A 25,030-nucleotide genomic window follows, 5' to 3' on the forward strand; every position below is an offset into this window, starting at 1 on the left:
GATGGGTTAGTTATTCATATTCCACTTCTGTAAAAAGCGTGTAGCGAAAATAAAACAACGCTATTTAGGAAGGAATAAAATAAGAAACAGGAAATGAAAGAGCCATGAAGAAATAATAAAAAGGTGATGAAATGATGAGAACATGGAAAACAGCCGCGTTTGGACTTCTCATGGCAAGCTTTACAGGATGTTCAAGCAGTGGATTTCTTGAAGAATCCCCGCCAAAAGCGTATCTCGAAGCAAACAACCATCTTTACGAAACAAAAGTCGGCACATACTGCTGGAAAAGCACGTGTGTGGATACAGCAGGACCTTCAGAATTATTAAAAACAGAAAAGCCTATTGAAGTAAAAGCAAATGAATCGCTATCACTTGTTATAAAACATGAAAGGCAGCCTAACGAGCGGCATATGGTACAAATACAAAACAAAAATGAAGTGGATGTATCTCTGAAAAAAATAAGATGAAAGCACCTTCTAAAGCGGGCACTTACTACTACTCATATTCAGTATGGTGGATGGATGAAAGCCAAAAAAATGTAGCTAATTTGTATTGGAAGTGAAATAAGGAGAGAGCCTATGCAAACCCCTATTATTCTCATTGGACCTATATGCGCGGGAAAAACGACGGTGGGTGAAAAAGTAGCAAAAAAACTAAAGATTCCTCAGTGCTCAATGGATGAAGTACGATTTCCCTACTATCACGAGATAGGATTCAGCAAAAAAACACAGCAACATATTCGAGAGAAACAAGGATTTCAAGGCATGTACGCCTATTGGAAGCCGTTTGAAGCTTATGCCGTTAAAAGAATACTAGAAGATTACAAGCACGCGGTAATTGATTTTGGCGCCGGCCACTCGGTTTATGAAGACATAAAGCTGTTTCAACAAGTGGAAAAGACCTTAAAACCTTACCAGTCTCTGTTTTTACTGCTTCCGAGTACTGACAAAGAAGAGTCCATACAAATATTGCAGCAAAGATTGCTTCAAATAACGGATGACAACGATGTTTTTGAACTTAACAAACATTTTGTAACGCACCCATCCAATCAAAAGTTGGCAAAGCAAACGATCTACACAAAGGAAAAGTCCGCAGATACCGTAGCGGAAGAAATTATTTTATCTATATAAAAGGAGTGAAAGCAATGATTAAAAAAGTCGGTCAAATTATGGTATATGTAAACGATCAAGATCAAGCGGTAAAGTTTTGGACAGAAAAGATGGGATTTCATGTTATGTCTGAACAAAATAATGAACAAGGTATGAGGTGGATTGAGCTGGCACCGGTAGAGAGTGCCGAAACAACCATTATCCTTCATAATAAACAGCTAATAGCAAAAATGCAGCCAGAATTAAACGTTGGGACTCCTTCACTGATGTTTTTTACAGAGAATGTGGATGAATTATACAGAGACTTAACAGCTAAAGGCGTAACGGTGGGAGAAATCGTATCTATGCCTTCAGGAAAAGTCTTTAACTTTTCAGACAGTGAAGATAATTATTTTGCAGTTATGGAAAACGGGAATAATAAATAGAGCAAAAATAAAAAACACCGGGAGCATAATATTGTCTCGGTGTTTTACGGGCAAAGCAGGATAAGTTACTTTTCATTTTCATCTGCTGATTGGCAGTAGCAATAATATTCTTTATAAATTTACTCCTTTTCTTCATTATTCAACGCTATGATTGTACAAATGTGTATTAAAATTCACTTTAAGTTTCTAGAATTTAATAAGCCATTTCATAAATCAAGGAGTAATGCCTCTCATGATAAAACTAATAGGGAAAAAAGTGTTGCTAAGAGAAGCGACACAGGAAGATGCTAATACGCTCTATTACTGGAAATATGAAGAGAAAAAACAAGAAGCGAAAAAATGGAATGCTCCTTACATACTAGAAGAAAGGCTTACGAAAGAAAAATATATGAATTCATTTGACAAAGAGCATGAGCTTTTTCCAGACGTTCCTCAACTCCTTGCGGTCATCATTGATGAAAAAGCTGTGGGAACAGTGAGCTGTTACTGGGTGGACAAATATACAGACTGGCTGGAAACTGGAATTGTCATTTACGACTCAGACTATTGGAGCGGAGGATATGGGACAGAAGCTTATGGAATGTGGATCAACTTTTTATTTGAGTTTACACCTTTGCATAGACTCGGCATGTCTACGTGGTCAGGCAATATCAGAATGATCAAAACAGCGGCAAAAATAGGTATGAAAGAAGAAGCAAGAATCAGAGAAGCTCGTATCGTAAACGGGGAATATTTTGATAGTGTCAAAATGGGAATTCTGCGAAGAGAATGGAACAACCGGATGAAGCAGAAGCTCTAATACCCTGTGTTCTATGCTTTCCTTGCATAGAATGCCAATCTCGCTGTTTTTCTATAAGTGTTTGCTTTTTGATCCATAATTGAATTAGGCAGTTTAGTTTGATATATCCTAATAGAGGGAACAGAGGGAAGATGGGGACGTGTGAGATTTTTATATAATTTAAAACTTCTTCCTTCATGAACGGAAGAAGTTTTTCTTATGTGAAATCATGTCATATGTCAAATCTAGCATGTATAAGATAGAAAAGAGGCAATATAGCCGTCCTCTCTCATACTACAAAAAAGTTATAGCCAAGCTGTGCGTATCTTTATGAAAGAATGCACTTATGGCAGAGAGAATGATAGTTGCGATGGAGGTAACTAAATGAACGTTGATGGAGAAAATAAAGTTCCTCATTTTTATTCACTGCGGTCTGTTTCGCAAAAATTATTTGAGGTTATTACCAAACAGCTGAATGTCAGTACAACGTACGTAACTAGAAGAGGAGAAACAGCGATGACGGTCCTCAGCTCATATAACGAGAAGGAAGAGATTATTCCTGAAGGATACAGCGTTGAATACGGAGGTACATACTGCCGCTTAATTATTATGAATGACGGAGACGTTATGCATACGGCAAATCTGATGAAGGATGCCGTTACAAGACAGCTAGAAGTAACGGATCAATTGCAGGTAAAAGGTTTTTTAGGTGTCACATTAAAAGATTTAAAAGGAAATGTATTTGGAACACTCTGTGTAATGGACAAGGAAGAAAAAGAATTTTCAGGAGAAGGCATTGATTTTTTACAATCAATGGCAGGTATCTTATCCCACATGATCGATCTGGATGAAACACGATATCAGATGGGATTTTTAAGCGTCCCAATTATTCCGATTACAGAAGGTGTTTCGATTCTTTCTCTTCAAGGTATTATTGATAAAGAGCGGGCGGATCAGATTATGACAGATGTGCTTCACGATGCAGCTCATAATGAAATAGATTACTTTATCATTGATTTATCGAAGCTGCTTTTGAGAGAAAAAGAGTTTCCGAATTTCTTCTTTAAAATGATTACAGCACTTCAGCTCATGGGTGCACAAGCAGTTATAACAGGTGTAACGCCAACATTTGCGAAAGAGCAAATTAAAAATCATGATTTGAGAAACTTACAGTTAAAAGTCGTGAAAAATATTCAACAAGCTCTTCAATGTGTAGGGTATAACTTAATCAAAACGTGAAGCAAGCCTTGGCTCTATCAGCCAGGGCTTATTTTTGTGTGCGTATATAATTCAATACGAAACGAAAAAGACAAGCTGGTATGCTCAGAAGCTGTGAAAGCATCAAATGCAGCATAAAGTGAATATAGATAAAGAATATAACTTCATTGAAGCCTTGCGTGATGATCATTACGCATCTTTTGATAGCCGTGGGAGAGGCCTGCGTATGGCTAACGATCTTTTTTGTTGTATGCAAGGGGGGAAAATACATACGAGCAAACTTCAAAGAATCTACAGAAATAAACGTGAATACGAAAAAGGAGAGAACGCTCCAGCTGACGTTAAACGTAGTTGGAATCCTTATGTTTATGGGGGTTTTGATAAGGTGGTGGACCGCACCATTTTCTGTCAGCAGGGACCTTCAAATTTATTATAATCAAGGTTTTCAAATGACATTGAACGAGCGTAAAGAGTTTCTTGCGTTCGTTTTATGCGCAGCAAGCGTGTATTTTAGTTTAGTAAACGTCTACTTTTTAGGCAAAACAGGTAGAAGACTAGTCTATACCGTTCTTGTTTTATTTGCTGTTTTTAGCCTCTATATGATGCTTACGCTTCTTGCTGTAGCCACGCATTAAAGGTGTGCGTGCAGCTCAAAAGAAAGAGCTCAAACTTCCTTTCTCCTTTAAAGTGTTTTACAATTTTTCTATGTAAAAAACAGATAGGTCTTCAAACATCTTCATTAGTTGAGCTTTCATATCACTTCCACCTTTTGATATTTTTCCCCGGCATATATGCAAACATTATGTATGCTTTTACTTTCATACAATTCTATCAAATCCATTAAAACAGTTTTATTTTCTAAATTCAACTAAAAAGTATTTCATTATTTTTCCATAAGCTAACCGAGATAAGCTGCTATAAGGTTTAAAGAAAAAATGAAAAAATGAAATGATTTTTTACGAGTTTTATATCTTGACGAAAAAATATTTCAGGAATAAGATAGGTTACATAAAGTAACGAGTGAAAAAAAAGTTACTTTTTAAAGATTATATTTTTCCTAACAGGAGGAAGAGATATGGAAGCGATGACTTTTGTTTTATTCGGTTCAACAGGTGACTTAGCGAAACGTAAAATTTATCCTGCACTCTATAATTTATTTGTAGACGGGAAAATTCCTAAATCAATTTCTGTTGTGGGACTAGGCAGAAGGGAGATGTCAGACGCTGACTTTCAGGAAAAAGTAGAAGAGTCTATTCATACTTTTTCACGTCGCGTCGAAAAAGATTCATCTCTTATGCAGCATTTTCTTTCAGCTTTTCGCTACAGCCAATTGGATGCAACGAATACTGAAGATTATAAAAATTTGTTAAATCTAGTAGAAGCACGCGAAGCAGAACTAAACATTCCAAGCAACCGAATGTTTTATCTCTCCGTTGCACCAGAATTTTTTGGTACGATTGCCGAGCATATTAAAGACAGTGGCTTAGGTGCTACAAAAGGTTGGAAACGGTTAATTATTGAAAAACCGTTTGGTCATGATCTACAGTCAGCTCGTCAATTAAACGAAAACTTAAGCAAAGCGTTTAAAGAAGAAGAGATTTACCGCATTGACCACTATCTTGGCAAGTCGATGGTGCAAAATTTAGAAGCGCTGGAATTCGCTAATCCTATTCTTCAATCATTATGGAATAACGAACATATTGCGAATATACAAATTACAGCAAGTGAAACGGTCGGCGTAGAGGAAAGAGCAAGCTATTATGACCATTCAGGAGCCATTCGAGATATGGTTCAAAATCATATGCTGCAAATGCTGATGATGACGGCCATGCACTTACCGGCTCGCATTAGCGCTGATGATATTCGAAACGAAAAAATAAATGTGTTAAAAGCACTTCGTCCGCTTGTAAAAGAAGATATGGATCTAGACGTTGTTCGCGGTCAATATGAGGCCGGAAAAATAAACGGGTCTTCAGTGGAGAGCTACGTAAATGAGCCCGGCGTATCACCATCTTCGCAGACGGACACGTTTTTAGCAGCCAGACTATATATCGATAATTCGCTTTGGAAAGGCGTTCCTTTCTACATTCGTACAGGGAAAAGAATGGCTGAAAAAGCGACGCGAATTGTTATTGAATTCAAAGACTCGTTAAAAGAGTTGTACTTAGACAAAGGAGAAACAACATCTCCAAATCTGTTAATGATTGAAATTAACCCGCATGAAAATATTACGCTGCAGTTGAACAGTAAAAACCCATTTAATCATGGTCATATTGAGCCTGTACAAATTAATTTTTCAGGTCAACAAGAAGGAGCACCGGAAGCATATGAGCGTCTTATTGCAGATGCATGTGCGGGAGATTCTACATTTTTTGCTCATTGGAAAGAAGTAGAGCTAGCTTGGGAATGGGTTCAGCCGCTTCTTGAAGCATTTGAGGAAAATACAGTGCCGCTTTATAAATATGCAGCTGGTTCACACGGCCCTGATGCATCAAATGCACTTTTAGAAAAAGACGGTTTTAAATGGTGGCTGGATGAAGAAGCAGCGAGCCAATCACGCGAAGTGCAGCCAGTTTAATACAAACAAAGCGAAAGAAGGATGACACATGAGTACCAACATAGACACACTTGCAGTTAATACGATTCGCACCCTGTCAATCGATGCGGTGAACGCAGCCAATTCAGGCCACCCCGGGCTTCCGATGGGAGCGGCTCCGATGACCTATGCGCTATGGGCGAATCACTTACAGCATAATCCGGCAAATTCAAGCTGGTTTAACCGAGATCGTTTTATCTTGTCAGCCGGGCACGGTTCAAGCTTGCTGTATAGCATGCTTCATCTAAGCGGATACAATGTATCAATAAAAGATTTAAAAAGCTTCCGCAAACTAAACAGTAAAACACCGGGACATCCTGAATTTGGCCATACGGACGGCGTAGAAGCCACAACAGGTCCTTTAGGTCAAGGAATTGCAAATGCAGTGGGAATGGCAATGGCAGAAGCCCATTTAGCGGCAAAATTTAACCAGTCAAAATTCCCTGTCATTGATCACTATACGTATACGTTAGTAGGCGATGGTGACTTGATGGAAGGCATCTCTTATGAAGCGATGTCCATGGCTGGCCATATGAAGCTTGGCAAACTTATCGCTTTATATGACTCCAACGATATTTCGTTAGACGGGGAATTAAATCTTTCGTTTAGTGAAAATATCCAAAAAAGAGCGGAATCTGCAAACTGGCAGTATTTACGTGTAGAAGATGGAAATGACGTAGATGAAGTCACAAAAGCAATCGAAAAAGCGAAGCAGAACAAAGAACAGCCAACGCTCATTGAAGTGAGAACAATTATTGGATACGGAAGTCCAAAAGTAGCGGGAACAAATAAAGCACACGGCAATCCGCTTGGAGAAGAAGAAGCAAAAGCAACAAAACAAGCCTATGGCTGGGAAACGGAAGAAAACTTCTATGTTCCAGAAGAAGTAAAAGCCCATTTTGAAATGCTAGAAGAAAAAGGGATGAAAGCAGAAGCAGAGTGGAACGAGCTGTTTGCTTCTTACCAAAAAGAACACCCCATGCTCGCTGATGAATTAGAACGTGCCATCACAGGCGAAGCGTTAATTGAAGTGAATGATATTTTAACATTCTCATCAGAAAAAGCGATTTCGACTCGTGTTGCAAGCGGAGAAGCTATTAATTATTTCACTAAATCTGTGCCATCTATTTTTGGAGGCAGCGCTGATTTATCGCATTCCACGATGACGGACATTAAAGAAGAAGGCCCTTACGCACCTGGATATTTCGGTAACCGAAATATTTATTTTGGAGTACGCGAACATGCAATGGGAGCGGCCGGTAATGGAATGGCCCTTCACGGCGGTGTGAAGCCGTTTGTCAGCACATTTTTTGTTTTTAATGATTACTTGCGTCCAGCGATTCGTTTAGCTGCACTGCAAAAGCTGCCGGTCACATATGTGTTTACTCATGATTCCATAGCAGTAGGAGAAGATGGACCAACTCATGAGCCCGTTGAACATTTAGCTTCTCTTCGTGCAATTCCAGGGCTTACCGTAATCCGTCCGTCTGATGCAAATGAAACAGCAAGCGCTTGGGCTTATGCGCTTCAGCAAGTGGAAGGTCCTGTAGCCTTAGTGCTTAGCCGTCAAAACTTGCCTGTATTTGAAGAAACAAAACGAAATATCAACGACCTAGCTAAAGGAGCTTACGTACTAACCGAAACAAACGATAAACCGGAGCTGATTTTCATCGCTACAGGTTCTGAAGTAGCACTAGCGGTCAGTGCTAAAGCTCAGCTAGAACGTGAAGGTACATCCGTACGGGTTGTGGCAATGCCTAGCTGGGAGCTGTTTAACAAGCAGTCAAAAGAGTATCAAGAGCGCGTCTTGCCTGAATCTATTTCAAAACGAATCTCTCTAGAAATGGGAATTTCACTTGGCTGGGAACGTTTTGTAGGACCAAAAGGAAAAGTGTTAGCCATTGACACATTTGGTGCTTCAGGAACGGGAGCTGATGTGATGAAGCTGTTTGGATTTACAGAAGAAAACGTAGTGGCACAAGCAAAAGAATTGCTAAAGGCTTAAATAAGAAGATGAAAAGATAAATAGAAGGAGCTGTTCACATGAAAGTAGGATTAGTTGGTTTAGGGAAAATGGGGATTAACTTAGGACAAAACTTATTGGATCAGCGTCATGACGTTGTAGCATTTGACGTAAATTCAAACGCAGTGGAACAAATGAAAGGGTACGGTGCTTCAGGAGTATCAAGCTTACAGGAGCTTGTTCAGTCACTAGAAACACCAAGAGTTGTATGGCTGATGGTTCCTCATACGGTTGTTGATTCTGTTATTAGTGAAGTGAAGCCTCTTTTAGCTGAAGGAGATATCGTAATTGAAGCCGGAAACTCTCATTACAAAGAGTCTATTCGACGCTATAACGAGTTAAAAGAAAATAAAATCCGCTTTATGGACGTTGGAACATCTGGCGGAATGGAAGGCGCTCGTAACGGAGCTTGTTATATGATTGGCGGAGATCGTGAAGCGTGGGAAATTGTTGAACCTATCTTCCGCGATACAGCAGTAGAAAACGGATATTTATATGCTGGAGAAGCAGGGAGCGGCCACTTTTTAAAAATGGTTCATAACGGCATTGAATACGGCATGATGGCTGCAATCGGAGAAGGATTTGAAGTTCTTGAAAAAAGCCAATTCGACTATGATTACGAAAAAGTGGCGAGAGTATGGAACAATGGATCTGTTATTCGTTCATGGCTAATGGAATTAACAGAAAATGCATTCTCTAAAGATGCTAAGCTAGATGACATCAAAGGAGTTATGAACTCTTCTGGTGAAGGGAAATGGACGGTAGAAACCGCTCTAGACCTTCAAACAGCTACGCCGGTTATTGCGATGTCTTTACTGATGCGCTATCGCTCGCTTGAAGATGATACCTTTACAGGAAAGGTAGTTTCCGCACTTCGAAACGAGTTTGGCGGTCATGCTGTGGAAAAGAAATAACAAGTGAAATAGTGGGTATAGTAAAAAAAACTAATGGAGGAATGAAAAAATGAAATTTTTTATTGATACTGCAAACCTTGACGATATTAAAAAAGCATACAAAGTGGGCGTTTTATCTGGCGTCACAACAAACCCTTCTCTTGTTGCAAAAGAAGGCGTAAAGTTTGAAGATCGTATTGAAGAAATTTTAAAAACTGTTCCAGAAGTAGAATCCGTTTCAGCAGAAGTGACGCCGGATGCAGAAACAGCAGAAGACATGATTGCGCAAGCAGAAGAACTCATTAAAATTAACGGCGGGGACCAAAATATTACGATTAAGCTTCCAATGACAATCGCTGGATTAGAAGCGACTCGCTACCTTGCTAAAAAAGGTGTAAAAACAAACGTAACGCTTATTTTCACTGTGAACCAAGCGCTTTTAGCAGCTCGTGCAGGTGCAACATATGTATCTCCGTTCCTTGGTCGCCTTGATGATATTTCAGAAGACGGCGTACAGCTTGTGGCTAAAATTGCCGAGCTGTTCCGCATTCAAAATATCGACTCTCAAATCATTGCGGCTTCTGTAAGACATCCGGATCACGTTACACGCGTAGCCCTTGCCGGAGCCCATATTGCAACTATTCCATATTCAGTAATCGAGCAGCTTGTTAAACATCCTTTAACAGAACAAGGAATTGAAAAATTTGCGGCTGATTGGAAAAACGCTGTTCAAAACTAAGTAAAAGATAACGAACGTGCGCATTCTAGAGAAGGAATGCACGCGTTCTTTCATAATATCCCTAAAGAGGTAAACATCATGAATACAGTAGACGCTAAGATTATTAAAACCCAATACGGTTCAGAGGTTTATGTAGATGACGTAGAGCATATTAACTTTAAAAGCCTTCATGCGCCGAAAGTTAATATGCCGCTCTATCGCATTGAATTTGAAATTGGCTACTTTTTATTAAAAGAACACAGATATTACGAGTACGAAAAAAACTATTTTTGGCTTGCAGTAAGCGAAGATTTTAGTAAGCTAATTATTCAAGAACCTGATATGGAGAGCTTATTTGGAGCTAAAAGCGAAGACGAAAGAAAGGCGACAAAAGAGCTTTTAAGTCAGTGGCTCATTCATACAGAGGCTTATAAAAAGCAATTAAATCAGCATATTAATGACTGCAAGAAAAGTAATAAAACAAATGAGGGCATAACGGCTGTTTTAGAAAAGTTGCTGCATATTTCAGCAGCAGACATTGAACAAGCCCCCATTGAGAAATTAGCTGCCTCACGGTCAGTTTAACTTAAAAAAGTAGGTAGGCATTCATAGCTGCACTAGAAAAAGATGCTTCGTTTAAAACGCGAAGCATCTTTTTTTCATTCTTTATAAAGAGAGGGTTTATCTTTAGGAAAGGCTCTTTTCGCATAGAGTATTTCCTGATAAGAGGTGATAAGATACTCTTTTAGGAGGCGGTTTCTCAATGATTAAAGACATCTATGCCACGCTTTCGGACTTCACTAAAGAAGAGCAAATTCAACTATTTAACTCTTTAACTCTTTAAAATTCCTATGTTAAAACGACTGTATTATTTATTCCGCTAAAGCCCCCGTTACTTGAATAACTTATACCAGTATAAAGTGGTTTCAATAGTAGGGTTATATGACTGTTTTAGTGTGTCAACTCCACCTAGTATGAATCCTTGTTTTACATAAAATCTGCATGCGCCAAGATTATCATCTTGTGCTTCCAAGGACATTCCTATAAGTTTTCTTTGTTTTGCCCACTCTTCTGCTTTATTTAAGAGCAACTTTCCGACTCCACTGCCTCTATAATCTTTTTTAGTAGCAATGTTTTCAATATAACAAAAGTGATTCCAATCCTTAATTATTCTAATCTGTCCTATGCAAGTATTATTCATATAAGCTAAAAACAAAGCTTTATCCTCTCGGTTTATATATTGGCTCCAATCAAGTTTGTCATCTGGAAAACGTGTTTCTCTAGTTTCATCAAAAAGAACTTCTTTATAAGACCACCTTCCTGATTGTAAACTGGGGACAACTCTGCCATATAGCTTAAAATAATCATTTGTCATATTGATATCCTCTATTAAGTCATTATTTAATGGAGAAATAATGAGTTTACTTTCACTACCCAATATTACACACTTCCTTTTATGATGTTTTGAAAATATTTTATTTAAGGATAAGTAAACCCTATCTTATTCAACATTTCTGCCCGTTAGCTGAATAAGCCTTTCTTTATACAATACTATAAAAAGGAAATTTTCCCTTGTTATAATTAAAAGCAGCAATCTTTACAAAAAGTGCCTTAGGAAAATAAAGGATAGTAATAAAAAACGACATAATTGTCGTTTTTACATTGACGAATCAATTTCAGGAGGTTACATTATATTAAAACGACAACGTTGTCGTTTTAATATAAGGAGGCTGAAATGATGCTTATTACGATGTTAACAACAGGAACGCGAGGAGACACCCAGCCTTTTATGGCTTTAGGATTAGAGTTGAAAAAGAAAGGATACCGTGTACGAATTGCGGCTTCAGAAGCTTATCAAAACTTCATAGAATCGTATGGATTTGAATATGCCATGCTTCGAGGTGATGTTTCTAAAGTTATAGAGAGCGGAGCAGCAGACGATGCGATTAATGCAGACAATCCTTTCAAATTTTTTTCAAGCTTAAAAAATGAAAAGATGATGGGTATGATGGTTAATATACAAAAAGATTTGCATAAAGCCTGCAAAGGAGCCGATGCAATTGTATATCATCCAGGCGCAGCAATTGGATATTTTGCTGCTAAAGAAATGGATATACCAAGCATTCTAGCGAGCCCTTTTCCAATGACACCAACAAAAGATTATCCAGCTCTAATTTTTTACGATCGCCCCCGATTTGGAAAAATATATAATAAGCTGACGCATCGTATTTTTGAATGGGGATTTTGGAAGATAGTAAGTGGTCCTTTAAAAAAATATTGGGTGCAGCAGTATGGAGAAGGACCTAACGATTTTTCATGTCCGTATCCAAAGCAGCGTACAGCAGCTAACCCAACCATTATTTCATCAAGTCCCACTGTATTTTCCGTATCTAAAGATTGGCCTGAACACGTTCATTCCTACGGAAATTGGTTTATGGACAGTGACCATAGCTATCAGCCGGAAGAGAAGCTGGAAAGGTTTTTAAAGGCTGGAGAACCGCCAGTTTATATTGGATTTGGAAGTGTTGGGGATAAAAAAAATGCAGGCGAAACGACTGCTTTAGTGATTAAAGCCTTAAAACTTGCCGGGAAACGAGGTATCATCAATACAGGAGGAAGCGGAATGAATCAGACGGAAGAGATAGCAGAAGACATTTTATTTGTAAAAGATATTCCTCATGAGTGGCTGTTTCCTAAAATGTCTGCCGTTGTTCATCACGGAGGAGCAGGAACAACGGCGGAAGGCCTTCGAGCCGGCGTTCCAAGTGCTATTATTCCTTATGGAAATGACCAATTCGCTTGGGGAAGAAAAATTCACGAGCTAGGAGCTGGAGCAAAAGCCATTCCGAGAAAAGAATTGACGGCTGAAAAATTATCCGCAGCCATTTCCTATACGCAAGTTAATGAAATTCGATCCAAAGCACAAGAAATCGGAAAACAAATCCGAGCTGAAAAAGGAGCCGAAAAAGCAGCTCAGGTGATTATTGATACACTCGAGACATTCGGAAATAAATAAAAAAGTAAGCGAGCGTGAAAAAAATGCCAAAAGTAAGGGAAGGATACGCTGAAAAAAAGAAGCAAGAGATTTTAGAAGCAGCCAAAAGAGTATGCAAGAGCAAACCGGTGTATGATGTAGCCATGCGAGATATTGTTCTGGAATCTGGAATGAGTCAAGGAGGCGTGTACAAATATTTTTCAAATCTTGATGAAGTATTTGTCGGACTTCTTAATCAAGAAAGCGTCAGCTATAAAGTAAAAGATAAAATTGAAGCCCTACTCCAGACAAAAAAAGATCCCTTTGAAGTGCTGCATAATTTTATTATGTATATTGGAGAGCATATCCAAGAATCGATGACAGCAGGAGGAGAAATTTACTTTGAACTAGTAGCGTTGTATTCAAAAGATCCTCAGCGTTTTATGAAAATTGAAGATCAGCTAGTTGAAGTATCTAACCTTAAATATATTCAAAAAAAGCTTCACGACTTTATCACGCAGCAAATAGAAGTAAAGAATTTCTCTCCGTCTGTACCAACAGATGATCTGCTAGCTTTTATGGCTACAACGATCAACGGAATTACACAAAATCCAGCGCCGGTTTACAACGTCGATGAACAGAAACAAGTTGCTGAGGCGGCAAACGTAGAACGCCATGTCAATACGCTGTCAATAGCTGTCCGAAAGCTATTAGGAGAATAAGTACAGCTGTAACATTAAAATGTGTCTTGTAATATTGCTAGCAGCATTAAGTATATTTTTAAAAAAGGTTTTTTCACTTCTCCGTCTCGCTTTGAATAGTTTTGCAAAAATTAAGCATAATACGACTGCAAACTATATTTAAGGAGATGGAAAAAATGAAAAAAGGACTTATCATTGCTTCTTCGGTTCTTTTCCTTTCAGGCCTAGCTGCGTGCGGAGGAAATAAGGACAATAACGCAATGGACAATACTCAAAATGACTTACGCAACACTTCTACAAACGACGGGGTTGATAACAATATCCCAATGGATAACACGGATCAGCCGACCAAGTCAGTTGAAGCAGCGCAAAATGTAGAAGATATGAAGGAAGTCGATGATGCATATGTGCTTCGCGATAATAATAATGCCTATGTAACGGTAGATCTAGCTGGAAATGACGCAGCGGACAACAATGATAAGGGCAAGGTCAACAACGTAACGTATAACGGCGATACTTACCATGAAGTTTCAACTGATTTTGAACAAAAAATTGCGGATCGTGTGAGAGAAGCAGATAGTAAAATCGACAAAGTATACGTAGCGTTTGTAAACACGGGCTTAGACAATATGAACAACAACAATAACGTACCTGGCGTAGATAAAAATGACAAGATGTATCGAGATGATGAAAAAGATAACAACCGTGATCCAGAAGATATTGTAGAAGATCCAAAAGATATGATGGACCGTAACAACAAAGATCAATAACATCAAAAAGGCCTCTGAATCACCAGAGGCCTTTGGTTCATTAACTAAGTTCAAGTAAAGAAATAAAAATCGGAAGAACACAGCAAGAAACGGCTGAAATAAAATCAAGCTCGTTCTGTTTTTTTGCAGAAAGCGTGAACTCCATCAAAATAATTGTCAGGATACTCATGAAAAGCGTTGCATAAAAAAGAAAATCGCGCTGACTTTCCACTAAAAACAACACCGCATTTAAAATCAAAATAACGGCATAAAGAAACTTAAGCAGCACGTGAAGCTGCATGCTGAATTTATTCTCTTGTTTGTAGCGCAAGATATAGACAAAAAAGAAAATAAATAAAGTTAATTGCCATGAGGCAGGAAGTAACTGCTGCCATAGATTGTCCAAGAAACTCATTCCTCCTATAAAACGATAATGCATATATGTATAACATACATTTTTATTTTAAAAGTGAAGAGTATCTTTAGGCAAGCACAATTCTACTTTTTTATTCTTTTTCTTATACAGACTCTTAACATAAAAAAAGAACGGTCGCGATGACCATTCTTTTTACTTCACTTCAATTAAAACCTTCGTACCGTCAGGAAACTCGTCTACTTGATGTGAGATCCAAGACCCGGCGCCTCGATTGTCTGAAGGCTTTACATATTCAATATCGGCACCGCTTCCGCCTTCTTCACAAAAGGCCATCGGAAACTCATCTCGGTCATAGCCGCTTTTAGTCGGAATGCCTTTTAAAGACTCACGGCGGTTTTCCTCAGCCCCGTCTCGGTCGATTGTACAAACAGCCGATTTTCCTTTATCGATTGCATGTTGAATGTGCGCTGCAGTTTCAGGGTAACGATCAGCAGGGAAGGTAATTACTTCATCGTAGGAGGTATTCGTTGAAGAGTTCTGCTCTAACGGATTTCCTTCAATCATAACAATAACGGCTAATACTAAAATTAAAATTCCAGAAACAATTTTTTTCAATCTGTAAAACTCCTTTATAAAACGTTTATCACTTTTATTTTAAAGTAATAAGAAAAAAATGTAAAAACATATAATGGAACTAGCTAGAATTCATAAGAAAAACATAAGCTCACGTACAGCTGCTAAACGTGAGCTTATGTCTAATGATGAGAGTGATAATGATGCGTTTCGTTTTCAGCTGGCTGCAGTGAACGTAACTCTTCTTTCGATAATTTGCCTACTGCGACTTGCTGAGTAGGAAGGATGTGTTCACCGCGCGCGTTAATATCGGTTTTAACATAATAAATACCATCCTCTTTAAAGGTTGTTTTTGCTTTATACATACTGCCGTCATAGTGCGCTTTTACTGTTTCAACTTTACGGGGGGCATCTTTTTTCCACACTTTAAACTGAACGCTTTTTGCATCATCCACCGTTTTATTTTCTTGAATCACATGTACTTCTAGTACTTGTATGCTCCGTGGTTTTATAGTTTCAGGAAGCATCACATGCGCAGACAGAGGCTTTGGCTGCTTGTAGAGCTTGTCTGCGTTACTGTTTACAGAGCACGCGGAAAGTAAAATCGTACTGAGTATGACCAATCCGGGTATTTTCCATTTGTTCATTGTTACTGCACCTCACATCGTTTCATAAATCATGCGTTTAAAAACCGCTTCAATGCTGGAATTCGTTTGATGACAAAGAAATCTAAAAGCCACACGATAACTAAGGACAGTCCAACTAAAGGAAAAAGGATACCAAGCACCACGATTATACACGTCACGATTCGCATTGCATTTCCTTCAGGAACTTTAGGAGCCCCTATGTTTTTAGCTGGTTTTCGTTTCCACCACAGTAAGGATCCGCTGATGGCGATACCAGCAATTCCGATACAAATAATAAGGCCCATAAGCTGATTCATAAATCCAAACTGTGTGCCTTTATGAAGCGTAATACCGAGTGCAATCAATTTGCCCATAAATCCATAGTTGCCGTACCGATAATCAGCTAAAACAGCTCCGGTATATTGATCAAGGTGAATGGTTGCTTCATCCTGAGCTCTTGGTGAAAAAACAGAGAGCGTATACACACCTTGGGGCTCTTGCGGAATGGAAATGGTGTAGCCATCGTGAATATGCTGTTCTTTTGCAATACCTACAATGTCATCAAGCGATACTTTTGTATATTGCTGAGCTGTGGAGCTTGGAACTTCTAACGTTTCAGCTCCCCAAGGCACGTCCGCTACATCTTTTGTTTGCACGGTTGAAGTAGGGGCACTGCCTACCCAAATAGACGGAGGGTACCCAACGCCTGCGTTTGTGGCGATTTGCTGAAACGCATTACCCCACAGTCCTGACCACGGAAGGCCTGTTAGTACGAGAAAAAGCATACCGGCTGAAATCCAAAAGGCCGGTACCGCATGAAGGTCTCGTGCAAGCACGTTTTTACCTTTTGAAAAACGAGGAATCAGTACGCCTTTTATTTTGTCTTTTTTGCGCGGCCACCATAAAAAAGCACCGGTTACAATTAAGACAATCGCCCAGCAGGCCGCAAGTTCTACGATACGATCACCGGCTGTTCCTGCCATTAGCTCTCCGTGGAATTCTTCAATTTGATTCATTAAGCGACTCGAATCATCTAATTTTCCTATGATGTGACCATTGTGAGGATTAACGAAAATCGTATATGTATGGTCTTTTAATGAGATTCCTACTTCTGAAGAACGAGTGGAGCGATCACTGGGCTTATACGTCAACACGTCAGCGCCTGGATACTTTTCCTTTACAGCCTGTACTTGTGCTGAAGGAGATACGGACTGTGACTGAGCTTGCACATGATACAAGTCGTGGTACAGTCTTTCTTCAACTTGAGGCTTGAATAAATACATGCCTCCAGTAACAGCTAATATAAGAAGAAACGGAGTAAACACTAAACCTGCATAAAAGTGCCAGCGCCATATAGCTTTGTATAGACCTTGAGAACGTGCCGTGCTTTTTTTAGTTGTACTCGTTGTTTCTTCGCGCTTTTCCTGCATCATTTTTTCCTCCTTTTTACTAACTAATGTGCTTTTATTATAGAAGGAAAGGGAGAATTAGCCATCACTCCTGAGAGTGATTGTTGGGACTTATAAGAGGAAGGTGCTTTTTCGTTTATTTCTTTTTCTTTTCATAATAAGGACCTAGACGGTCAATACGATTTGTCCAAATTCCACCTGAATAATTAGCCGGAAGGCGTTTTATGTCTTTGGTAGAATCAAATCCAGTGGAAAATTCGCTTCCGTTTCCGCCTACAATAATAGTCCGGGTATTGATGTGATCCATTCGGTTTAAAAATCGGTTTGGCCATCCCCACAGAAAAGGTCCGATCTTTTCAGGTATATGTAGTTCAGTGTTTTCGCATGCTTTAGGCACGTATCCGGTCCACCCGGTTGCTATATATGGAATAAGACAAGATTTCATCGTTGCTTTTGACATAACTTTTAGGTTGGGCATAGCTTTTTTCAGGGAATCAATAGGCTCGTCTCCTCCGTACACAGTGATGTTTTTTAAGCGTTCTTTAGAGAACTGTGACAAATACTTTGCTAGTTTTTTTCCTTCTTCAGGATCATTGCTTTTTACGTGAATAAGAAAAGATTCGTGCGGAAAGTATTTCATCACTTCGTCTAGAGAAGGCATAAGGTTAACTCCTTTGCCGCGAAAAGGATACGTTTTTCCTCCGTCTGCCGTGTAGCCGTACCCAATATCGAGCTTTTTTAATTCGGCCATGGTGTAGTCTCGGGTTACGCCCGTTCCGTTCGTCCGGCAATCAAGAGTCCAATCATGGAACACAGCAAACTGATTGTCTTTTGTAATATGAACGTCGAGCTCAACAATATCAGCTCCGTCTTTAAAGGCTTGTTTTATAGAAGGAATCGTATTTTCTAAAAAAGAATGCTCAGGTTTGTAGATGCTTTCCGCTGTACACGTATCGTTTTGAAGGCCTTTTATATTAAACGTTTGAGCTACGCCTCTATGAGCAAGAAGGAGAGGCTGTCCGCTTTTTTTTGTCCATAAAGAGCTATTGTTTATGTATACAAAAACAGCCATTCCTATCAAAATAAACCACACAGATTTTCGTTTAAAAAGCGCTCTTAAAAAATTCATGGCATCCTCCAGGTAGTTATTACATGTTAATTCTTACTTCTAAAAATCCTATAAGAATCCGGTATTATTTTCAATATTCAGACGATAATAACTTCATGATAGTTTTCAGATAATTTATAGAAAAATAAAATGTTTCACATCTACCAAGACACAAAAAAACAGCTCGTGAAAGCTGTTAGTTCATTAAGCCATTTTGAAACGCATAGCTTGTCAGCTGCACGCGATTTTCTAAATGAAGCTTGCTTAAAATGTTTTTTAAATGGCTTTTTACCGTATGTTCAGAAATAAATAAATGCGCGGAGATATCGCGGTTTGACAGTCCTTTAGCCACTAATTGAAGCACTTCAAGCTCTCGTGCAGAAAGGGGAGTGTCGGGTTTTGTAATGGACGTTTCCTGAGGAAACTCTTTTAAAATTTGAAACGCAATTTCTTTTGACATAGGAACTTCATCTAAAGCGAACGCACGCAAATAGTCGTACCACACTTCAGACTGCAGGTTTTTTAACAAATAGCCCTGTGCGCCTTTTTTCAGCGCATCAAATAAATCCGTAATATCGTCTGAAACCGTGATGACCACAATTTTAACGTATGGAAACCGAAACTTAATTTGTTTAGTTGCTTCTAAACCGTCCATAACAGGCATTCCAATATCCATTAACACGATATCGGGCATTAATTTTTCGGTCAGTTCAATGGCTTCTTGCCCGTTGGTTCCTTCGCCAACAATAATAAAATCTTCATATTCTTCTAAAATATCGCGAATGCCTTCTCTCGCATGAGCATGATCATCTACAATCAAAATACGAAACGGCTGCATTTACGTAACCTCCTTTTTAATACTAACAGTCGTTTGGTTCTGTTTTCGCTGAATAGAAAAGTCCCAGTTCATATCTTTAGCACGATCTTTCATAATTTGTAAACCAAGCCCGGCCTTGAGAGATTCCGAAGTAAAACCTATACCAAAATCTGTAATTTCACAAATCCATCCGCCAGCCGTTTCACTGGCTGTAATCCAGATTTTATTTGTTTTTGCATGTTTAATGACGTTCATAGCAGCTTCTTTCACACAGGCAAACAGCTCATTTTTTTCTTTTCTGGACAGCGTTGTTTCTGACAGTCTCCAATCTAAATTTACATCTAGTAAATGAGTATGTGTTAAATCATCGACGTATTGATGAATGCTTTCAGTCCAGCTTTCTGAAGTGTCTGAAGGAGAGTGCTTTAAATTTGTAATCGCTTGGCGCGTATCTTCATGAACATGCTGCAGAGTTTGTTTCATTCGTATAAAATCAGGATCCTGCTCTAAGTTGTTTTTTCTTCCGAACTTGTTCATTTTAACAGATAAGAGAAACAGCGACTGCGCAATGCCGTCATGCAATTCTCTCGCTAATTTTTCACGTTCAATAAGCGCAGCTTTCTTTTCTTTTTCTTGCCTTAGTTCCTCTTGTATTTTTTCTAAAATAGAAAATAAATAGCGGACAAACACAAGCGTGACAAAAAAGACAAGCAGCGGAGAAAGCACATTTCCCATATCCATTGAGATGTAAGGGAGCAAAAAGGCATGGCGAACATACTCCCAAAGCGCGATGGTCAGAGTTGGAAGAAGCAAAATCAGCCATTTGATTTGTCTATATTTCACGGTATCCCTTCTTTCGTCCATAAAATGTGTCTATATTTTATCATTTGAGCGGAAAATTACTAGAGGAAAGGAGAGAAATCACTCTTAAGAGTGATTAGTACCACCTGTAGCTGAACGGATAAAAGTAATGGAAAAAAGTCTTATCTGCAATATCATACAAGAAAAATTTTCGAGTGAATGGTATGGTTAAAAAGCTTAGTATGTGACAAGGAGGGGTCGATTGATGACAAAAGAAATTCGCACGGCGCACGTTGACGCCGATTTACATATTGAAGCTTACCGTTTTAAAGGAATTATGCAAAATTTCCCTGCTCATTTTCACGAGTATTATGTGATTGGATTTATTGAAGAAGGTCAGCGTCATTTAATTTGCCAAGGCAAAGAATACATCATTAACCCAGGAGATTTGCTGCTGTTTAATCCGTATGATGTCCATAGCTGTGAACAAATAGACGGCAAAGCGCTTGATTATCGCTGTATTAACGTGACGCCAGAAGTAATGAAAAAAGCTGTTTTTGACATTAACGGCAGTGAAATTCTTCCGCGTTTTAACAGCAGCGTGGTGCAAAGAAGTGATGCTGTCTCTAGTTTAAAAGAGCTTCATTTGCAAATTTTAAAGGGTGAACGTGAGTTTAAGAAAGAAGAGTTATTTTTATATTTGCTAGAAGAACTCATGCAGGATCATTCAAATCTTTCTTTTCTTTCGTCAGCCGTTGACACGTCTCATGAAATCACAACGATCTGCAGCTATTTGGAAGACAACTATACAAACAAGATCACACTGGATGAATTAAGTCAGCTAATTGGATGGAGTAAATACCGGTTGCTGCGCTCTTTCACAAAGCAAAAAGGAATCTCTCCATACAGCTACTTGGAAACAATACGAATCAATCAGGCTAAAAAACTGTTAGAGCAAGGAAAAAAGCCGATTGACGTATCGTTTTTAACGGGATTCAGTGATCAAAGTCATTTGACTCGATTTTTTAAAAGTCAGGTTGGGTTAACACCAAAACAATACATGAAAATATTTGAAAATGAAAAGAAAACAGGATGCTAGTAATAGCTTAGAAGGGAGAGAAGAGATGTGGATCATTTAGCTGCTTACATGCTGATGGCATTGGTCATGTCCATGATACCTGGTGCTGATACAATTCTTATCATGAAAAATACGCTTCATCACGGAGCAAAAGCAGGACGTTTTACCATACTCGGCATGGCTACAGGCCTCACGTTTTGGACATTAATTGCTGTGCTTGGCTTGTCTGTTGCTATTGCGCAGTCGGTGTATCTGTTTAACACGATTAAATACATAGGGGCAGCGTACTTATTTTACTTAGGCATCAAAATATTTCTGACAAAAAATACGCTCTCATTGGAGGCCATTTCAGAAGAAACAAAAACTGTAAAGTCTTCATCTAATCGCTGCTATAAAGAATCATATATGCAAGGGGCTCTTAGCAATTTTCTTAATCCTAAAACGGTATTAGTTTATATTACGTTTATGCCACAGTTTATTAACTTGGATGCACACACAAATCAACAGCTGCTTATGCTTGGCTTTATTCTGACGCTTATAGCGGTAGGGTGGTTTTTAATCTTGGTGTATGTAATAGATTACGTAAAAAAATGGCTTAAAAAACCGGTGTTTCAAAAAGCCTTTCAACGATGCAGCGGAGTGCTGCTGATTGGTTTTGGGATAAAAACAATAGTGTAATAGTGGTTAGTAAGCAAAAAAAGCTGGGATAAAAATATGTTAGTTAGAAGATCTGAATGAGTTTGATTCTTGATTGAGAATCAAACTCGTTCGGATTTTTTTATTAGTATGGTGAACATAGCCTTCGTATATTTATCCATTTACTTCTAGCAGTTGATTGGAGGGCAAGGCGAAGACTCCTGCGGGAAAAGCGGAACAGGTGAGACCCCGCAGGAGCGCAAGCGACGAGGAGGCTCACCGGCCGCCCGCGGAAAGCGAAGCCATGCACGGAAATCAACAGCGGTGTAACAAGCCACCGATACTAGTTCATGTATTCAATTTTATCGTCTTTGAATTGTATTGATTTAGCTATGTCTCAATCTCTTTTCTTAACGTTTAAAAACACGTAAACGAAACAATTTGTCGTGTATCGACACCGAAAATGGTCCAAAAACGTCCGTTCCATCTAAATCCTGCAACCGATCGCGGTCCTACAAAAATAGGAAAATACCAGAAGCTAGAGCCGTTTCTAAGCCATATAAACGTATTGCGGAATAGACAAAGAGAAATGGCTCCTGGGTCAACAGCAAATGGAGTTGCCGTTTGTTGAGCTGGAATAAATGCCGGCGGAGGGGAAGTTGGAGCTTGCTGCGGGTTAGGTGTAGGTAAACCGCCTGGTGGCCTGGGTGGACCGGCCGGGAGTTGAGGTCCAGGAAATCTTGCTGGGTAAGAATAAAAATCCATATAATTAATGTCCATTTTTTTAATCACCTCTATTTTTTATCACTATTTTATAAAGTATGAGAAAGCTGCCTAAAGGGATTGGGCAACTATAACGTTTTTTACATAGGTCTTTTTTACGAAGAAAAGTTTGGTTCTTAAGTCGGGAATAAATTCCTTCATGAACTCGATAAAAGCTGAATAGGATAAAACAGAGTGTGTTTTTAGAGGAGGACTTTTCATGGATAACAATCCAAAAAAGATGTTTACACCGGTTAAGACCTATCAACCTTTCCACAGTATCTATGATCCGTGCCGGCCGATAGGAGTTAAATATTATTCTACGCCGCCTCAATTATACATGGGATTTCAGCCGCCGAATCTGCAGCAGTTTTCACCGAAAGAAGCGCTAAAAAAAGGAACGCTGTGGCCGGCTTTTTGGGACTACTATGAAAATCCATACAAAGATAAGAAGAGGGATGAAGAATGAAAAATCTACCTTCGGAGTACTATCAGGATTTAGAAGAAATACAGGCGATTGATTTTGCACTGGTAGAATTAACGCTGTATTTAGATACCCATCCAAATGACCAGCAGGCTATGCAGCAGTTTAACGAATACGCGCAGCAGGCTATGCAGTTAAAAAGAAACTTTGAAACAAAGTACGGGCCACTCCAGCAGTATGGAAACAGCTATACCGACGGAAATTGGAGCTGGGGAACAAGCCCTTGGCCATGGCAAATATGAGCAGGTAAAGGCGGGAACTATATGTGGGTGTATGAAAAGAAATTGCAGTATCCAGTGAAAGTAAGCACGTGTAATCCAACGCTTGCAAAATATTTAATGGAACAGTACGGGGGCGCGGACGGAGAGCTTGCAGCAGCACTTCGTTATTTGAATCAGCGCTATACGATTCCCGATAAAGTTGTTGGATTACTAAACGATATCGGGACAGAAGAGTTTGCTCATCTTGAAATGATTGCTACGATGATTTATAAGTTAACAAAGGATGCAACGCCGGAGCAGCTGAAGGCAGCGGGATTAGCAGAACACTATGTGAACCATGATAGTGCACTTTATTACAATAATGCTGCTGGGGTTCCGTTTACAGCTACTTATATACAGGCAAAAGGAGATCCGATCGCAGATCTTTATGAAGACATAGCTGCAGAAGAAAAAGCAAGAGCTACATATCAATGGTTAATTGATATATCAGATGATCCTGATTTAAACGACAGCTTAAGATTTTTACGAGAAAGAGAGATTGTTCACTCACAGCGGTTCCGTGAGGCCGTGGAGATTTTAAAAGATGACAGAGACAGAAAGAAAGTCTTTTAACTAGTAAAAAAACATCCCCCTTGGCGAATGCAAACGAAAGGAGGGATGTTTTTTGTTGTGACTGCGTTGATTATACGCTAGAACTGCAGTGACAAGAAACAACCTTTAATTTCCCTTCAACATCTTTCCAAACTCGCGTATAGCTGTATTCGCCTCCGATCGATTCACCGGTTGCCAGCGACCCATTTAACGCTATTTTTGTAACGGTAACGGCAAGTTCTTGAAACAGTTTAATTTCTTGTTCCAACACTTCGATGCCCGCTATATCAAGACTTTTTGAACGATGAGCATTTATATCTTGCTCTTTTGACACCCATTGCCCAAGGTGATTCACAAAAATAAGCTCATCTGAAAGTAATTCTTCTAATAGCTCTACGTTATTAGAAAGCATGGCTGAACGAAGCATTTCCTCGTATTCTATAACTCTTGCTTGGTTCATTTTTTATCCTCCTTTACGCCTTGTGTAACTCTTTTCTATTTCCACGTTGCTTTTCCTTTAAACTTCTGCTCTTAATAAAATGTGTTAATTTATGTTAATAGAGGGGATAAGTAGACTAATTTTCTGTAAGCACAAAAGATTCTGAAAGACTCGGTTAATTACCTTTAAATGGTATAAAATTAGAATGAAAGAACCTTTTCTTTCCACTTTTTCAGTTATCTTTTTACTATTAAGATGCAGTTTTTTATACTTGTAATTGTAGCGGAATGAACGTTCATTCCGTTTTTGAAAAGAGGTGATAAAGTGGAATCTACTCCAACAAAACAAAAAGCGATTTTTTCTGCTTCGCTTCTGCTGTTTGCAGAAAGAGGATTTGATGCAACAACGATGCCAATGATTGCAGAGAATGCCAAAGTAGGAGCAGGAACAATTTATCGCTACTTTAAAAATAAAGAAAGTCTTGTAAATGAATTATTTCAGCAGCATGTGAACGAGTTTTTACAGTGTATTGAAAGCGGTCTGGCAAACGAAAGAGATGGATACCGAGATGGGTTTCATCATATCTTTGAAGGTATGGTGGCATTTACTAAAAACCATCCTCGTGCTCTTGGATTTATTAAGACTCATAGCCAAGGAGCTTTTTTAACGGAAGAGAGCCGCTTAGCATATCAAAAGCTGGTGGAATTTGTTTGCACGTTCTTCAGAGAAGGACAAAAGCAAGGTGTGATTAGAAATCTTCCTGAAAATGCGCTAATTGCTATTTTATTTGGAAGTTTCATGGAAGTATATGAAATGATTGAAAATAACTATTTATCTTTAACTGATGAACTTCTTACCGGTGTAGAAGAGAGTCTGTGGGCAGCACTTAGCAGACAATCTTGAAACTTAACAAGTGAAAGAGGGA

At 38.9% G+C, this 25,030-nt stretch carries 31 protein-coding genes; 21 read left to right on the forward strand and 10 right to left on the reverse strand.

Annotation, left to right across the window (positions count from 1 at the left end):
* The first annotated feature begins 131 nt into the window (after nucleotides 1–131).
* The 11 genes from AC4NPH_RS19340 (at nucleotide 132) to AC4NPH_RS19390 (ending at nucleotide 10,345) form a co-directional block, all read left to right on the forward strand.
* Entirely contained in the window at nucleotides 132–467 is a 336-nt protein-coding gene (locus AC4NPH_RS19340; protein ID WP_255284992.1) for a hypothetical protein, read from the forward strand.
* Nucleotides 468–578: 111 nt separating this feature from the next.
* Nucleotides 579–1,130, forward strand: a complete 552-nt coding sequence (locus tag AC4NPH_RS19345; protein WP_098196723.1) for a shikimate kinase — start codon at nucleotides 579–581, stop codon at nucleotides 1,128–1,130.
* A gap of 14 nt (nucleotides 1,131–1,144) precedes the next feature.
* Nucleotides 1,145–1,534, forward strand: a complete 390-nt coding sequence (locus AC4NPH_RS19350; protein WP_013057963.1) for a VOC family protein — start codon at nucleotides 1,145–1,147, stop codon at nucleotides 1,532–1,534.
* A 232-nt stretch (nucleotides 1,535–1,766) separates the two neighbouring features.
* The gene (locus tag AC4NPH_RS19355) at nucleotides 1,767–2,333 is read left to right on the forward strand and encodes a GNAT family N-acetyltransferase (RefSeq protein WP_029322936.1); all 567 of its coding nucleotides are present in this window, start codon (nucleotides 1,767–1,769) and stop codon (nucleotides 2,331–2,333) included.
* A 363-nt stretch (nucleotides 2,334–2,696) separates the two neighbouring features.
* A complete protein-coding gene (locus tag AC4NPH_RS19360; RefSeq protein WP_098589973.1) occupies nucleotides 2,697–3,551 on the forward strand; it encodes a GAF domain-containing protein in 855 nt (284 codons plus the stop codon).
* 161 nt (nucleotides 3,552–3,712) lie between these two features.
* Nucleotides 3,713–4,165: a hypothetical protein gene (locus AC4NPH_RS19365; protein ID WP_274589153.1), complete on the forward strand. Its 453-nt coding sequence runs from the start codon at nucleotides 3,713–3,715 to the stop codon at nucleotides 4,163–4,165.
* Nucleotides 4,166–4,605: 440 nt separating this feature from the next.
* Nucleotides 4,606–6,108, forward strand: coding sequence for a glucose-6-phosphate dehydrogenase (zwf, locus tag AC4NPH_RS19370; protein WP_013057959.1), 1,503 nt, complete (start codon nucleotides 4,606–4,608; stop codon nucleotides 6,106–6,108).
* 28 nt (nucleotides 6,109–6,136) lie between these two features.
* Nucleotides 6,137–8,131, forward strand: a complete 1,995-nt coding sequence (gene tkt / locus AC4NPH_RS19375; RefSeq protein ID WP_064471864.1) for a transketolase — start codon at nucleotides 6,137–6,139, stop codon at nucleotides 8,129–8,131.
* Nucleotides 8,132–8,169: 38 nt separating this feature from the next.
* Nucleotides 8,170–9,063, forward strand: coding sequence for a phosphogluconate dehydrogenase (NAD(+)-dependent, decarboxylating) (gene gnd / locus AC4NPH_RS19380; RefSeq protein ID WP_013057957.1), 894 nt, complete (start codon nucleotides 8,170–8,172; stop codon nucleotides 9,061–9,063).
* A gap of 49 nt (nucleotides 9,064–9,112) precedes the next feature.
* On the forward strand, nucleotides 9,113–9,781 hold the full coding sequence (fsa, locus tag AC4NPH_RS19385; protein ID WP_014459236.1) for a fructose-6-phosphate aldolase: 669 nt from the start codon (nucleotides 9,113–9,115) through the stop codon (nucleotides 9,779–9,781).
* A 78-nt stretch (nucleotides 9,782–9,859) separates the two neighbouring features.
* Nucleotides 9,860–10,345: a hypothetical protein gene (locus tag AC4NPH_RS19390; protein WP_053487488.1), complete on the forward strand. Its 486-nt coding sequence runs from the start codon at nucleotides 9,860–9,862 to the stop codon at nucleotides 10,343–10,345.
* 307 nt (nucleotides 10,346–10,652) lie between these two features.
* On the opposite strand, the gene AC4NPH_RS19395 is transcribed toward AC4NPH_RS19390, so the two are convergent.
* Nucleotides 10,653–11,198 carry a GNAT family N-acetyltransferase gene (locus AC4NPH_RS19395; RefSeq protein WP_057273558.1) on the reverse strand — a complete coding sequence of 182 codons (546 nt, stop codon included), beginning with the start codon at nucleotides 11,196–11,198 and terminating at the stop codon, nucleotides 10,653–10,655.
* A gap of 297 nt (nucleotides 11,199–11,495) precedes the next feature.
* Here AC4NPH_RS19395 and AC4NPH_RS19400 point away from each other — a divergent pair, with 297 nt between their 5' ends.
* From AC4NPH_RS19400 to AC4NPH_RS19410, 3 genes are all read left to right on the forward strand, one after another.
* Complete coding sequence (locus AC4NPH_RS19400) at nucleotides 11,496–12,776, forward strand: glycosyltransferase (RefSeq protein ID WP_335447980.1); 1,281 nt, start codon at nucleotides 11,496–11,498, stop codon at nucleotides 12,774–12,776.
* A 23-nt stretch (nucleotides 12,777–12,799) separates the two neighbouring features.
* A complete protein-coding gene (locus AC4NPH_RS19405; RefSeq protein ID WP_029322917.1) occupies nucleotides 12,800–13,456 on the forward strand; it encodes a TetR/AcrR family transcriptional regulator in 657 nt (218 codons plus the stop codon).
* Between the two features lie 155 nt (nucleotides 13,457–13,611).
* The gene (locus tag AC4NPH_RS19410; protein ID WP_013057951.1) at nucleotides 13,612–14,205 is read left to right on the forward strand and encodes a hypothetical protein; all 594 of its coding nucleotides are present in this window, start codon (nucleotides 13,612–13,614) and stop codon (nucleotides 14,203–14,205) included.
* A gap of 40 nt (nucleotides 14,206–14,245) precedes the next feature.
* On the opposite strand, the gene AC4NPH_RS19415 is transcribed toward AC4NPH_RS19410, so the two are convergent.
* From AC4NPH_RS19415 to AC4NPH_RS19445, 7 genes are all read right to left on the reverse strand, one after another.
* Complete coding sequence (locus tag AC4NPH_RS19415) at nucleotides 14,246–14,590, reverse strand: DUF1516 family protein (RefSeq protein ID WP_028414497.1); 345 nt, start codon at nucleotides 14,588–14,590, stop codon at nucleotides 14,246–14,248.
* Between the two features lie 162 nt (nucleotides 14,591–14,752).
* Nucleotides 14,753–15,175, reverse strand: coding sequence for a NucA/NucB deoxyribonuclease domain-containing protein (locus AC4NPH_RS19420; RefSeq protein WP_013057949.1), 423 nt, complete (start codon nucleotides 15,173–15,175; stop codon nucleotides 14,753–14,755).
* 140 nt (nucleotides 15,176–15,315) lie between these two features.
* Nucleotides 15,316–15,780 carry a FixH family protein gene (locus AC4NPH_RS19425; RefSeq protein WP_491938872.1) on the reverse strand — a complete coding sequence of 155 codons (465 nt, stop codon included), beginning with the start codon at nucleotides 15,778–15,780 and terminating at the stop codon, nucleotides 15,316–15,318.
* A gap of 29 nt (nucleotides 15,781–15,809) precedes the next feature.
* Nucleotides 15,810–17,192: a PepSY-associated TM helix domain-containing protein gene (locus AC4NPH_RS19430; RefSeq protein ID WP_082611746.1), complete on the reverse strand. Its 1,383-nt coding sequence runs from the start codon at nucleotides 17,190–17,192 to the stop codon at nucleotides 15,810–15,812.
* Nucleotides 17,193–17,304: 112 nt separating this feature from the next.
* Nucleotides 17,305–18,297, reverse strand: coding sequence for a glycerophosphodiester phosphodiesterase family protein (locus AC4NPH_RS19435; RefSeq protein ID WP_098196719.1), 993 nt, complete (start codon nucleotides 18,295–18,297; stop codon nucleotides 17,305–17,307).
* 175 nt (nucleotides 18,298–18,472) lie between these two features.
* A complete protein-coding gene (locus tag AC4NPH_RS19440) occupies nucleotides 18,473–19,114 on the reverse strand; it encodes a response regulator (RefSeq protein ID WP_057273553.1) in 642 nt (213 codons plus the stop codon).
* A complete protein-coding gene (locus AC4NPH_RS19445) occupies nucleotides 19,115–19,936 on the reverse strand; it encodes a sensor histidine kinase (protein WP_098196718.1) in 822 nt (273 codons plus the stop codon).
* Between the two features lie 223 nt (nucleotides 19,937–20,159).
* On the opposite strand from AC4NPH_RS19445, the gene AC4NPH_RS19450 reads away from it, so the two are divergent.
* The 3 genes from AC4NPH_RS19450 (at nucleotide 20,160) to AC4NPH_RS19460 (ending at nucleotide 21,938) form a co-directional block, all read left to right on the forward strand.
* Nucleotides 20,160–20,993: an AraC family ligand binding domain-containing protein gene (locus AC4NPH_RS19450; protein WP_098196717.1), complete on the forward strand. Its 834-nt coding sequence runs from the start codon at nucleotides 20,160–20,162 to the stop codon at nucleotides 20,991–20,993.
* A gap of 27 nt (nucleotides 20,994–21,020) precedes the next feature.
* Entirely contained in the window at nucleotides 21,021–21,650 is a 630-nt protein-coding gene (locus AC4NPH_RS19455) for a LysE family translocator (protein ID WP_029322899.1), read from the forward strand.
* A gap of 153 nt (nucleotides 21,651–21,803) precedes the next feature.
* Nucleotides 21,804–21,938 carry a hypothetical protein gene (locus AC4NPH_RS19460; RefSeq protein ID WP_013057941.1) on the forward strand — a complete coding sequence of 45 codons (135 nt, stop codon included), beginning with the start codon at nucleotides 21,804–21,806 and terminating at the stop codon, nucleotides 21,936–21,938.
* An 87-nt stretch (nucleotides 21,939–22,025) separates the two neighbouring features.
* Here the strand turns inward: AC4NPH_RS19460 and AC4NPH_RS19465 are convergent, their stop codons facing one another.
* Entirely contained in the window at nucleotides 22,026–22,388 is a 363-nt protein-coding gene (locus AC4NPH_RS19465; protein WP_013057940.1) for a hypothetical protein, read from the reverse strand.
* Between the two features lie 202 nt (nucleotides 22,389–22,590).
* Between AC4NPH_RS19465 and AC4NPH_RS19470 the strand changes: the two genes are divergently transcribed.
* The 3 genes from AC4NPH_RS19470 to cotJC are packed head-to-tail and all read left to right on the forward strand — an operon-like array spanning nucleotide 22,591 to nucleotide 23,687.
* The gene (locus AC4NPH_RS19470) at nucleotides 22,591–22,839 is read left to right on the forward strand and encodes a spore coat associated protein CotJA (protein WP_013057939.1); all 249 of its coding nucleotides are present in this window, start codon (nucleotides 22,591–22,593) and stop codon (nucleotides 22,837–22,839) included.
* A complete protein-coding gene (locus tag AC4NPH_RS19475; RefSeq protein ID WP_098196715.1) occupies nucleotides 22,836–23,096 on the forward strand; it encodes a spore coat protein CotJB in 261 nt (86 codons plus the stop codon). The genes AC4NPH_RS19470 and AC4NPH_RS19475 overlap by 4 nt, the downstream gene beginning before the upstream one ends.
* 21 nt (nucleotides 23,097–23,117) lie before the next feature.
* Nucleotides 23,118–23,687, forward strand: coding sequence for a spore coat protein CotJC (gene cotJC / locus AC4NPH_RS19480; RefSeq protein WP_013057937.1), 570 nt, complete (start codon nucleotides 23,118–23,120; stop codon nucleotides 23,685–23,687).
* A 70-nt stretch (nucleotides 23,688–23,757) separates the two neighbouring features.
* On the opposite strand, the gene AC4NPH_RS19485 is transcribed toward cotJC, so the two are convergent.
* On the reverse strand, nucleotides 23,758–24,126 hold the full coding sequence (locus AC4NPH_RS19485) for a nuclear transport factor 2 family protein (protein ID WP_013057936.1): 369 nt from the start codon (nucleotides 24,124–24,126) through the stop codon (nucleotides 23,758–23,760).
* A 303-nt stretch (nucleotides 24,127–24,429) separates the two neighbouring features.
* On the opposite strand from AC4NPH_RS19485, the gene AC4NPH_RS19490 reads away from it, so the two are divergent.
* Nucleotides 24,430–25,008 carry a TetR/AcrR family transcriptional regulator gene (locus tag AC4NPH_RS19490; RefSeq protein WP_013057935.1) on the forward strand — a complete coding sequence of 193 codons (579 nt, stop codon included), beginning with the start codon at nucleotides 24,430–24,432 and terminating at the stop codon, nucleotides 25,006–25,008.
* The last annotated feature ends 22 nt before the right edge of the window (nucleotides 25,009–25,030 follow it).

This window comes from Priestia sp. MDV22-iso46 (assembly GCF_058629175.1).

Coding starts and splice junctions, on each gene's coding strand:
- AC4NPH_RS19340 (WP_255284992.1), top strand. CDS start 132: ATGATGAGAACATGGAAAACAGCCGCGTTTGGACTTCTCATGGCAAGC.
- AC4NPH_RS19345 (WP_098196723.1), top strand. CDS start 579: ATGCAAACCCCTATTATTCTCATTGGACCTATATGCGCGGGAAAAACG.
- AC4NPH_RS19350 (WP_013057963.1), top strand. CDS start 1,145: ATGATTAAAAAAGTCGGTCAAATTATGGTATATGTAAACGATCAAGAT.
- AC4NPH_RS19355 (WP_029322936.1), top strand. CDS start 1,767: ATGATAAAACTAATAGGGAAAAAAGTGTTGCTAAGAGAAGCGACACAG.
- AC4NPH_RS19360 (WP_098589973.1), top strand. CDS start 2,697: ATGAACGTTGATGGAGAAAATAAAGTTCCTCATTTTTATTCACTGCGG.
- AC4NPH_RS19365 (WP_274589153.1), top strand. CDS start 3,713: ATGATCATTACGCATCTTTTGATAGCCGTGGGAGAGGCCTGCGTATGG.
- zwf (WP_013057959.1), top strand. CDS start 4,606: ATGGAAGCGATGACTTTTGTTTTATTCGGTTCAACAGGTGACTTAGCG.
- tkt (WP_064471864.1), top strand. CDS start 6,137: ATGAGTACCAACATAGACACACTTGCAGTTAATACGATTCGCACCCTG.
- gnd (WP_013057957.1), top strand. CDS start 8,170: ATGAAAGTAGGATTAGTTGGTTTAGGGAAAATGGGGATTAACTTAGGA.
- fsa (WP_014459236.1), top strand. CDS start 9,113: ATGAAATTTTTTATTGATACTGCAAACCTTGACGATATTAAAAAAGCA.
- AC4NPH_RS19390 (WP_053487488.1), top strand. CDS start 9,860: ATGAATACAGTAGACGCTAAGATTATTAAAACCCAATACGGTTCAGAG.
- AC4NPH_RS19400 (WP_335447980.1), top strand. CDS start 11,496: ATGATGCTTATTACGATGTTAACAACAGGAACGCGAGGAGACACCCAG.
- AC4NPH_RS19405 (WP_029322917.1), top strand. CDS start 12,800: ATGCCAAAAGTAAGGGAAGGATACGCTGAAAAAAAGAAGCAAGAGATT.
- AC4NPH_RS19410 (WP_013057951.1), top strand. CDS start 13,612: ATGAAAAAAGGACTTATCATTGCTTCTTCGGTTCTTTTCCTTTCAGGC.
- AC4NPH_RS19425 (WP_491938872.1), bottom strand. CDS start 15,780: ATGAACAAATGGAAAATACCCGGATTGGTCATACTCAGTACGATTTTA.
- AC4NPH_RS19430 (WP_082611746.1), bottom strand. CDS start 17,192: ATGATGCAGGAAAAGCGCGAAGAAACAACGAGTACAACTAAAAAAAGC.
- AC4NPH_RS19435 (WP_098196719.1), bottom strand. CDS start 18,297: ATGAATTTTTTAAGAGCGCTTTTTAAACGAAAATCTGTGTGGTTTATT.
- AC4NPH_RS19440 (WP_057273553.1), bottom strand. CDS start 19,114: ATGCAGCCGTTTCGTATTTTGATTGTAGATGATCATGCTCATGCGAGA.
- AC4NPH_RS19450 (WP_098196717.1), top strand. CDS start 20,160: ATGACAAAAGAAATTCGCACGGCGCACGTTGACGCCGATTTACATATT.
- AC4NPH_RS19465 (WP_013057940.1), bottom strand. CDS start 22,388: ATGGACATTAATTATATGGATTTTTATTCTTACCCAGCAAGATTTCCT.
- AC4NPH_RS19470 (WP_013057939.1), top strand. CDS start 22,591: ATGGATAACAATCCAAAAAAGATGTTTACACCGGTTAAGACCTATCAA.
- AC4NPH_RS19475 (WP_098196715.1), top strand. CDS start 22,836: ATGAAAAATCTACCTTCGGAGTACTATCAGGATTTAGAAGAAATACAG.
- cotJC (WP_013057937.1), top strand. CDS start 23,118: ATGTGGGTGTATGAAAAGAAATTGCAGTATCCAGTGAAAGTAAGCACG.
- AC4NPH_RS19485 (WP_013057936.1), bottom strand. CDS start 24,126: ATGAACCAAGCAAGAGTTATAGAATACGAGGAAATGCTTCGTTCAGCC.